Annotated in this window: 8 protein-coding genes and 1 pseudogene; 5 read left to right on the forward strand and 4 right to left on the reverse strand. The window is 39.6% G+C overall.

Going from position 1 to position 8,918, the window contains the following annotated elements; genetic code table 11:
- From ACY10D_RS03485 to pstC, 4 genes and pseudogenes are all read right to left on the reverse strand, one after another.
- A partial coding sequence (locus tag ACY10D_RS03485; protein WP_486999390.1) for a hypothetical protein occupies nucleotides 1-227 on the reverse strand: 227 nt, incomplete at its 3' end.
- A gap of 76 nt (nucleotides 228-303) precedes the next feature.
- Nucleotides 304-1,181: pseudogene (pstB, locus tag ACY10D_RS03490) on the reverse strand (phosphate ABC transporter ATP-binding protein PstB).
- 25 nt (nucleotides 1,182-1,206) lie between these two features.
- Nucleotides 1,207-2,034 (reverse strand): phosphate ABC transporter permease PstA, encoded by an 828-nt coding sequence (gene pstA, locus ACY10D_RS03495; RefSeq protein ID WP_486999391.1) that lies wholly within the window; start codon nucleotides 2,032-2,034, stop codon nucleotides 1,207-1,209.
- Nucleotides 2,034-2,975 carry a phosphate ABC transporter permease subunit PstC gene (gene pstC, locus ACY10D_RS03500; RefSeq protein WP_225630011.1) on the reverse strand — a complete coding sequence of 314 codons (942 nt, stop codon included), beginning with the start codon at nucleotides 2,973-2,975 and terminating at the stop codon, nucleotides 2,034-2,036. Before pstC ends, pstA begins: the two co-directional genes overlap by 1 nt.
- A gap of 183 nt (nucleotides 2,976-3,158) precedes the next feature.
- Here pstC and ACY10D_RS03505 point away from each other — a divergent pair, with 183 nt between their 5' ends.
- The 5 genes from ACY10D_RS03505 to trkA all read left to right on the forward strand — a co-directional run bounded on the left by ACY10D_RS03505 (nucleotide 3,159) and on the right by trkA (nucleotide 8,707).
- The gene (locus ACY10D_RS03505; RefSeq protein WP_486999392.1) at nucleotides 3,159-4,748 is read left to right on the forward strand and encodes an FMN-binding glutamate synthase family protein; all 1,590 of its coding nucleotides are present in this window, start codon (nucleotides 3,159-3,161) and stop codon (nucleotides 4,746-4,748) included.
- Between the two features lie 24 nt (nucleotides 4,749-4,772).
- On the forward strand, nucleotides 4,773-5,900 hold the full coding sequence (locus ACY10D_RS03510) for a calcium:cation antiporter (protein ID WP_486999393.1): 1,128 nt from the start codon (nucleotides 4,773-4,775) through the stop codon (nucleotides 5,898-5,900).
- 223 nt (nucleotides 5,901-6,123) lie between these two features.
- On the forward strand, nucleotides 6,124-6,750 hold the full coding sequence (gene rlmE, locus ACY10D_RS03515; protein ID WP_192484330.1) for a 23S rRNA (uridine(2552)-2'-O)-methyltransferase RlmE: 627 nt from the start codon (nucleotides 6,124-6,126) through the stop codon (nucleotides 6,748-6,750).
- An 11-nt stretch (nucleotides 6,751-6,761) separates the two neighbouring features.
- Entirely contained in the window at nucleotides 6,762-7,337 is a 576-nt protein-coding gene (locus tag ACY10D_RS03520; RefSeq protein ID WP_486999394.1) for a cob(I)yrinic acid a,c-diamide adenosyltransferase, read from the forward strand.
- Nucleotides 7,334-8,707 carry a Trk system potassium transporter TrkA gene (trkA, locus tag ACY10D_RS03525; protein WP_486999395.1) on the forward strand — a complete coding sequence of 458 codons (1,374 nt, stop codon included), beginning with the start codon at nucleotides 7,334-7,336 and terminating at the stop codon, nucleotides 8,705-8,707. The genes ACY10D_RS03520 and trkA overlap by 4 nt, the downstream gene beginning before the upstream one ends.
- Nucleotides 8,708-8,918: the final 211 nt, after the last annotated feature.

Consider the following 8,918-nt stretch of genomic DNA (forward strand, 5'->3'; position numbering starts at 1 on the left):
TTTGGAAGGCTATGTGCAGCATCTGAGTTGCTGGCACAAAAATACTGTGCATAATTTAAACCTTGATTCACATTTGAGCCTGAGCCCATAATAACTGATTGATTTGATCCTGATTTACCATCACTTTCATGTGCCTTTTCACTGCATCCTGATAATGCCAATACAGCCATAGCGCTACTTGCCAGAGCACCAATCAATATAGTTTTCTTAAATTTTACTCGTTTCATTCATTTATCCTTATATCTTAAGTTATAAACCGTTAGCCATTAAAATCATAACTTTATCTAGAATATCTAATTCCAGTTATTCATTATGAATATAATCAACCGTTCGTGGATCCTTAGGTGCGTTAAAGAATACATCAGTTGGAGCATACTCGACAAGCTCGCCATTAATCATAAACATCGTACTGTCTGATAAGCGTTCAGCTTGTTTTAAATTATGTGTCACCATCACAATCGTATATTGAGCCTTTAACTCTGTGAGTAACCCTTCTATCTTCTTGGTAGAAATAGGATCTAGTGCTGATGTTGGCTCATCTAATAATAAAATCTTAGGTTTTACTGCCAGTGTACGCGCAATACACAATCGCTGCTGTTGCCCACCTGAAAGACGTGTGCTTGTTGTTGCAATTTATCTTTTACCTCATCCCATAACGCAGCTTGCTTTAACGCCTCTTCAACGCGCTGTTGCAATTCAGCCTTAGGTAACTTTTCATGCAACTTAATGGCAAAGGCAATATTATCAAAAATACTCATTGGAAAAGGCGTTGGTTTTTGAAAGACCATGCCAATTTCTTTGCGCAGTTGATTCAAATCGATATTTTTTTCTAAGACATTTTGCCCTTGTAACAAAATCTGCCCTGTGGCTGTTTGCTTGGGATATAGCTCATAGATACGATTTAATGTTCTAAGCAAAGTGGACTTGCCAGAACCTGATGGACCGATTAATGCGGTAATTTTATTTTGCGCGAAGCTTGCATTAATATCATGTAATGTCTTGCTATCACCATAATAAAAGTTAAGATTCTTTACTGCTAAGTACTGCTTGTTTGGCAAATTTAACACCCTCCCTTGAGTTTCAAATTGACTATTACTATGATCAGTTTGAGCTTGTGCTGTGCTTTCTATGTTTTCTAACTTTTTTAAGCTTTTAAATTCTGTCGATTGTTGCATGATCATCTCTTATTCTTTACTTTATTACCAGTTATTTATCTTTTGCAATCCAACGCGCCGTTAGATTCATTACCAACACTAATGCGGTAACAATAAGTGCTGCCGTCCATGCCACTTGTTGAAACTCCGGATATGGTTGCATCGCATTTTCAAAAATCATCACCGGTAGGCTCTCAATTGCTTGCCCCATATTGAAGCTTAAAAAGCTGTTTTTTGCTGAGGTAAACAACAATGGCGCACTTTCGCCCATCACTCTTGCGGTAGCTAACACTACAGCAGTAATGAGTCCCGTCTTTGCCGAGCGAAAGCCAATCATCACAATTACACGCCACTTTGGCACACCTAGTGCAATAGCTGATTCCTTTAGCATAGGGGATACAAGATATAATACATCCTCAGCAGCACGCGTAATCATTGGCATCGCGATAACCGCTAGCGCAATGATTCCTGCATAACCTGAAAAACTGGTGTTAACGACAATAAGCGTATAGATAAATAAACCAACAATCACTGATGGTGTGCTTAACATCATGTCATTGATAAAGCGTAAGACTTTAATCGTGCGTCTGAACTGTCGAAACTCGACAAAGAAAGTCGCCGTTAAAATTGAAATCGGTGTTGCAATCACGATGGCGCCAACTGTTAACATCAATGAGCCAATAATTGCATTTCTAAGTCCTAGTTCTCTCGTGTCATGTGTAAAAAGATACGTGCTAAAGCTAGGCATACCACGCATTACCAACTCATATAAAATGCTACACAAGAAAAAGATGCTGATAATCGCGCTTAGCCAGCACAGCGAGACAAAGATATTTGATTTAATGCGGCGCTTAAGTGCTACTTGTCCAATTATACTCATTATGCCACCCCTACTTTGTAACGCTTCAAAATCCAACGTGATATCAGTAAAACCACCAAAGTGATTAAGAATAATATCAATCCTGTTTCAACTAATGCGGCAGGATACAATGTGCCTAACGCTTCATTAAACTCATTGGCAATAGCTGATGAGATGGTCGCACTTGGCATAAATAAACCTTGCAAGCTATGGACATTACCAATCACAAAGGTCACTGCCATTGTCTCACCTAGCGCACGACCAAAGCCTAAAATAATCGCACCCATCATGCCAGGCAAGGCATAAGGGAAAATGACATTTTTCGTCACTTCCCACTTGGTCGCACCAATACCAAATGCTGCTTCTTTCGTCACTTGCGGAATCGCACTGATGACATCACGCATCACCGATGAGATTAAAGGAATCACCATAATGGCTAAGATAATACTCGCGGCAAAGATACTACTGCCCGTTGGTAGGCTTTTGATAAAGAACATAACAAGTGGCTCAAAGTGTGCCCAAAATGAGCCGCTTTCAGCAAGAGCTGAAAACTTAGCCTGCCAAGATAGTGATAAAGGCATTAATTTTAATTGCAAAGATTTCACCCACGGCAAAAGCACAAAAAGCCCCCAAATGCCATAAACGATACTCGGGATCCCTGCCATTAACTCAATTAGTCGTGCAAGGATCCTACCTATGCGTCTGGGCAATAACTCATCGATTAAAAGTGCGACACCTAAGCTAAAAGGCACAGCAATTACAAGTGCCAAAATAGATGTAACCAAGGTACCAATGATAACTGAATAAGCACCAAATTGCTCAGTCACAGGATTCCACGCATCACTCCACAAAAAAGAGATGCCATACTCACGAATACTTGGCCAACTAAATACAATAAGACTCATTAATAGCAACACAAAAATAATGAGTGTTAGCGATGCCAAAGCTATTAATAACTTCAAAAAGTTTCTATCCCCACTTTGCCTCAAAACCTATCCTTCCTACTTAATTAAGTCGTTGCTCAGCATAAATATCAATTGTTACAGTTATGTTACAAATGATGGCGATGGTTGTTTTAAATTGAATTTCTCATATTTCTCACTATTATTCCATATGAGCATAGGACTAAACACTAAGGAATATTTATGTTTCATATTTCAGAACGTAGAAAATGGTATATTGGCTTTGGCATTGTCTTACTTATTATTCTTGCATTATTAGCATTACTACACAGCAAACTTACCGTAGCCATTATTATTATCGCGCTTATTGTTATTGCCATTTATGATGTCACACAAAAAAAGCACACCATACTACGCAACTTCCCCATCCTTGGGCACATGCGTTTTATCTTGGAGTTCTTTCGCCCTGAGATTCAGCAGTATTTTGTTGCGACAGATCAAAGTGAGCGCCCTTTTGATCGGCAAACTCGCTCTTTAGTTTATCAACGTGCTAAAGGCATTGAAGATACACTTCCCTTTGGTACCGAGCGAGATATTAATCAACCAGGTTATGAGTGGGTACTGCATTCATTAGCCCCCATTCATCCAAAAGATGTCAACCCTAAATTTCAAATAGGCAACCATCAATGCACCAAACCTTACATCTCATCGCGTTTAAATATTTCGGCCATGAGTTATGGCGCCTTATCCAAAAATGCGATTATGGCACTTAATAAAGGTGCGAAGCTTGGTGGGTTTTGCCACAATACGGGTGAAGGTGGTTTAACAGAGTATCATCGCCAAGGTGGAGATATTTGTCTGCAAATTGGGACAGGATATTTTGGTTTCAGGACTAAAGATGGGCACTTTGATCCAGATAAGTTTGCCATTCAGGCGCAATATGATGATATTAAAATGATTGAGATCAAACTCTCACAAGGAGCAAAACCTGCTCATGGAGGTGTGTTACCCAAGGAGAAGCTCACCCCTGAGATTGCTAAAATTCGTGATGTGCCGATGAGTGAAGATGTTTTATCTCCACCTGCGCATACTGCTTTCTCAACTCCTGTCGAGCTATGTCAATTTGTGCACAAACTGCGAGAGCTCTCAGGTGGTAAACCCATTGGTTTTAAACTATGCATAGGTCGCAAAACCGAGTTCTTTGCTATCTGCAAAGCCATGTTAAAAACACAAATTTTCCCTGATTTTATTACCATCGATGGTGCTGAAGGTGGTACAGGGGCCGCTCCTGAGGAATACGTTAATCATATTGGTGTGCCACTTGAAGATGCTTTAGCATTTGTACATAACGCATTGGTTGGTTCTGGTATTCGCGAGCATATTTGTATTATTGCCAGCGGTAAAACAGCGACAGGCTTTGACATGGTCAAGCGTATTGCCTTAGGTGCTGATGTAATCAATAGTGCCCGAGCCATGATGTTATCCTTGGGATGTATTCAATCGAAACAATGTAATCGCAATACCTGTCCAACAGGCGTTGCCACACAAAATCCACGATTATATAAAGCGCTAGATATTGATGATAAGAAGCAGCGCGTTTACCGCTTTCATGATGCAACCGTTAAAAGTTTTACTGAACTGGTTGGTGCGATGGGGCTTACAAACCCAAGTGAACTTTCAGCCTCACGTGTTATTCGTCGCATTGATGAAAAAACCGTGCAATCACTTGATGAAGTCTATCAATACCTTGAAAAAGATAGCTTACTAGATGATAATAACCTACCAATGCAATATGCTAAATACTGGCAGCAAGCATCGGCTGAGCGCTTTTAAAAACAAGAATGAAGAGGAGGTAAAATGCACAAAACAATAAGTTTTATTAAAACCGAATATGGTGTTATTTTGCCTATCATCCTCTTTGTTCTATTAAATATGGTTTTCTCAAGTCTCGATCCATATAACATTAGTCATTTTGCCACGGCAGCAACAACTTTTGTTATCTTTGCCGTGATGCTTGTTTGCGCCTTTAATGTCGTTAAACATGCCGATTGGTTAGCAGAAAAATTTGGTGAGCCTTATGGCACCTTGATTCTAACCCTTTCTGTTATTTCAATTGAAGTGGCATTAATCATCACGATGATGCTGATTGGTAAAGGGGACCCAACCCTTGCCAGAGATACGATGTTTGCCGTGATTATGATTGCTGTTAATGGTTTTGCTGGACTTAGTCTATTAACCGGAGGCATCAAACATAACACACAAATGTATAATACCGAAGGTGCGAGCACCTATATCTCCTTGCTTATTCTTTTATTAACCGTTTGCTTAATACTTCCTAATTATACTGTTGCGACTGATGCTGGTACCTTTAACTTAAGTCAATCCATTGTTGTCATTATTGTTTGCGTGATTCTTTATGCTGTTTTTTTGATTAAACAAACCGTAACACATAAAGATTACTTTCAGTATCGACATGAAGACGATGATGATGAGGAACATCACAACCCGATGGGCTCAGTGCTTTATCATGTCATTATGTTGCTACTTGGTCTTGTCGTGATGATCGCCTTATCAAAAAACCTAGCGAGATTTCTTGAGTTCAGCATTCAAGAGGCAGGACTTCCCAGTAAACTAGGCGGTTTTATTATCGCACTCTTAGTTTTAACACCTGAAGGTGTGAGCGCTATTCAATCGGCATACAAGAATCAATTACAACGCTCTATCAATCTATGCATGGGCTCTGCCGTTGCCACTATTTGCCTTACCGTGCCATCGGTACTTGTCATAAGTCTTGTCCTTGGGCAACCATTAGTTCTTGGATTAAATAGCACATCGATTGTCATTATGGTACTAACCTTTTTAATTGCTTTAGTTACTTTCACCTCACGACGCACCAGTGTCTTTAATGGTATGGTACTTCTGAGTGTCTTTATCGTTTACTTTGCGCTGATTTTTGATGTTACTCAACCTTTATCCCAGCTATAAGGGCTCTGCTGTAAGTAAACAGCAGGATAACCTTCGCAATTGGCAGATCAAGAAAATGCAGCAAGGTTTACAACAGGCTCAAAACGATCAAATTGCAACTGCAGATGATGTTTTACGCGTTTTTAATAAATGCAAAAAATGAAAAAGTAAAAAAGTAAGCTACTGTATATTTTCCTAGGTGATATACTGTTGACATTAATTAGCACGACACTTTTATTTGTTAATGTCAAAAAACAAACATAGCAAAAGCAGCAAACGCTGGCTTGATGAACATCATAATGATCATTATGTTAGCCAATCTAAAAAAGATGGTCTAAGATCACGCGCAGCTTACAAACTCATGGAATTACAGCAAAAAGATAAGCTCTTCAAACCAGGCATGACCGTTGTTGATCTGGGTGCGGCTCCTGGTGGTTGGTCACAGGTTTTAACGGATTTTGTTGGTTCTAAAGGCAAGGTGTTTGCCTTAGATATTCTTGAGATGGACCCTTTGCCTGATGTAACCTTTATTCAAGGAGATTTCACCGAGGATGAACCCTATGAAGCCTTAATGCAATTAACTGAAGGTGAGTCTATTGATTGGGTGATCTCTGATATGGCGCCAAACATGAGTGGCAATCGTAATACCGATCAAGCAGGATCAATGTACCTGGTTGAACTAGCACTTGATTTTGCTGATAACACACTAAAATCACATGGCAATTTCTTAGCCAAAGTTTTCCAAGGTGAAGGCTTTGATCCCTTTGTAAAGGCAGTTCAACAACGTTTTCAAAAAGTCATTATTCGCAAACCTGACGCATCTCGTGCCCGTTCACGAGAAGTTTATATTATCGGTTTTAATAAACGTTAAAGGAATTATTTATGGGTCATAGACTATCGAAAATTTACACCAAAACCGGAGATAAAGGCACCACTGCCCTCTCAGATAATATTCGCATTGATAAATGTGCACCAATTATTGAAACCATTGGTCAGATTGATGAGCTAAATGCTGCCATTGGTGTGATTGTCTCCTTTTCAAGCAACCTTGAAATCAACAATCAACTACAGAATATTCAACATCATTTATTCAATATTGGTGGTGAGCTGTCCTTCCCTCAATTTAGCCAACTAACCGATCAGGCGATTACTGCACTTGAAACCCAAATTGATCAATGGAATGAATCTTTGCCACCGTTGAAAGAGTTTATTTTACCCGGTGGTTCACAGTGTGCAGCTTTAAGTCATCAAGCGCGTACCATAGCACGCAAAGCAGAACGTCACTATGTTGCCTTGATCCAAGATCAGACAAAAGCACATAATCCGCTTATTTTAAGTTTTTTAAATCGTTTATCTGATTATTTATTTGTGTTGGCACGCTTTTTTAATCAGTTGGATCAACATGATGAAGTGTTATGGAAAAGCCATAGAAGTGATAAAACACAGGAAAAATTATGAAAATTATTATTTTAGGTGCCGGACAAGTCGGCAGCTCACTGGCTAAAAATTTACAAAAGGATCATAACATTAGCGTCGTTGATGAAAGAGCCGAACAACTAAGACATATTCAAAATCACTTTGACGTCAAAACAATCTGTGGCTCAGCATCACACCCCAACATTCTTGAAGAGGCAGGAGCTAACGATGCGGATATGATCATTGCAGTAACAAATAACGATGAAGTGAATATTGTTGCTTGCCAGATTGCGTATAGTCTTTTTAAGATCCCTACAAAAATTGCACGTTTACGTAACAAAAATTACGCGCGCTACCCACAAATATTTAATAATGACAATATCCCAATTGATCTTATTATTAACCCTTCTGAATTAGTTACTCAACGCTTGGTGCGTTTAGTTGAGCATCCTGGTAGTTTTCAGATTGTTGATTTTGCTAATGGCCGCTTGCAGTTAGCAGGAAGCGAAATTGCCAAAGACTCACCGCTTCATGGCATGAGTATTCGTGAGTTTAGACAAGAGCTTCCTGATATCGATGCACGTGTTGTTGCTATTTATCGCAAAAAACAAAACTTACTTATATCCGCTGATACCGTTTTGCAAAAAGAAGATGAAGTGTTTTTTATTGCTGAGCGTATTAATATTCCGGCGATTTTACGCGAATTTCAACCGCAACAAACGGCATGTCGCAAACTCTTTATCGCTGGAGGTGGTAATATCGGCATGGGACTTGCTAAGAAGCTTGAAAATGATTATTTGGTTAAAATCGTTGAGCGCAATTATGAGAACTGTCACTTAGCTGCTGAGACATTGAATAACACCACCGTGCTCTCAGGAGATGCCTCGGATGCTGAGCTATTAAATGCCGAGAGCATTGATGATACCGATCTCTTTTGTGCGGTAACCAATGATGATGAAGCCAATATCATGTCTGCAATGCTTGCTAAGAAAATGGGCGCTAAAAGCACCATTGCTCTTGTTAATAGCTTAAGCTATGCTGCTTTAGTTGATGAAACACACACGATTGATCGCGCGATTTCACCACAGAGAATCACCATTGGTGTGATTCAAACCTACTTGCGCAAAGGTGACATGCTAAATATCTATTCACTCTACGGAGGACATGCGGAAGCTTGCGAAATTGTCGTACACGGTACAGCTGACAGCTCACCAATTGTCGGTAAGAAAATCAGTGAGCTAAACTTACCAAAAGCGATTATCATTGGCGCTATCGTCCGCGATGACACCGTGTTAGTTGCACATGATCATTACACGATTGAATCAGGAGATCATGTCATTGTTACCATTACCGATCTTGATCATGTTTATACGATTGAAAAGCTCTTTCAGGTACTGCCGGTTTTCTTATAACCAACTTTCAAATCATTTGCACAATTACCGCTGTTCCATCAGCCGTCTATGAGCGTTATAACTGGAGTTACACACTTTAAAAGAACTGTGATTTTATAAACACCCCGTCAGCCTACGGCTGCCACCCCTCTTGAAAACATAGGTTTATAGGGATCTTTTTGTAAGTGGGTTTTAAAATGGTTGAGTTAAAGATAAGATGAATAAAATCACA

It is taken from the genome of Cysteiniphilum sp. (assembly GCF_057495195.1).

Coding starts and splice junctions, on each gene's coding strand:
- pstA (WP_486999391.1), bottom strand. CDS start 2,034: ATGAGTATAATTGGACAAGTAGCACTTAAGCGCCGCATTAAATCAAAT.
- ACY10D_RS03505 (WP_486999392.1), top strand. CDS start 3,159: ATGTTTCATATTTCAGAACGTAGAAAATGGTATATTGGCTTTGGCATT.
- ACY10D_RS03510 (WP_486999393.1), top strand. CDS start 4,773: ATGCACAAAACAATAAGTTTTATTAAAACCGAATATGGTGTTATTTTG.
- rlmE (WP_192484330.1), top strand. CDS start 6,124: ATGTCAAAAAACAAACATAGCAAAAGCAGCAAACGCTGGCTTGATGAA.
- ACY10D_RS03520 (WP_486999394.1), top strand. CDS start 6,762: ATGGGTCATAGACTATCGAAAATTTACACCAAAACCGGAGATAAAGGC.
- trkA (WP_486999395.1), top strand. CDS start 7,334: ATGAAAATTATTATTTTAGGTGCCGGACAAGTCGGCAGCTCACTGGCT.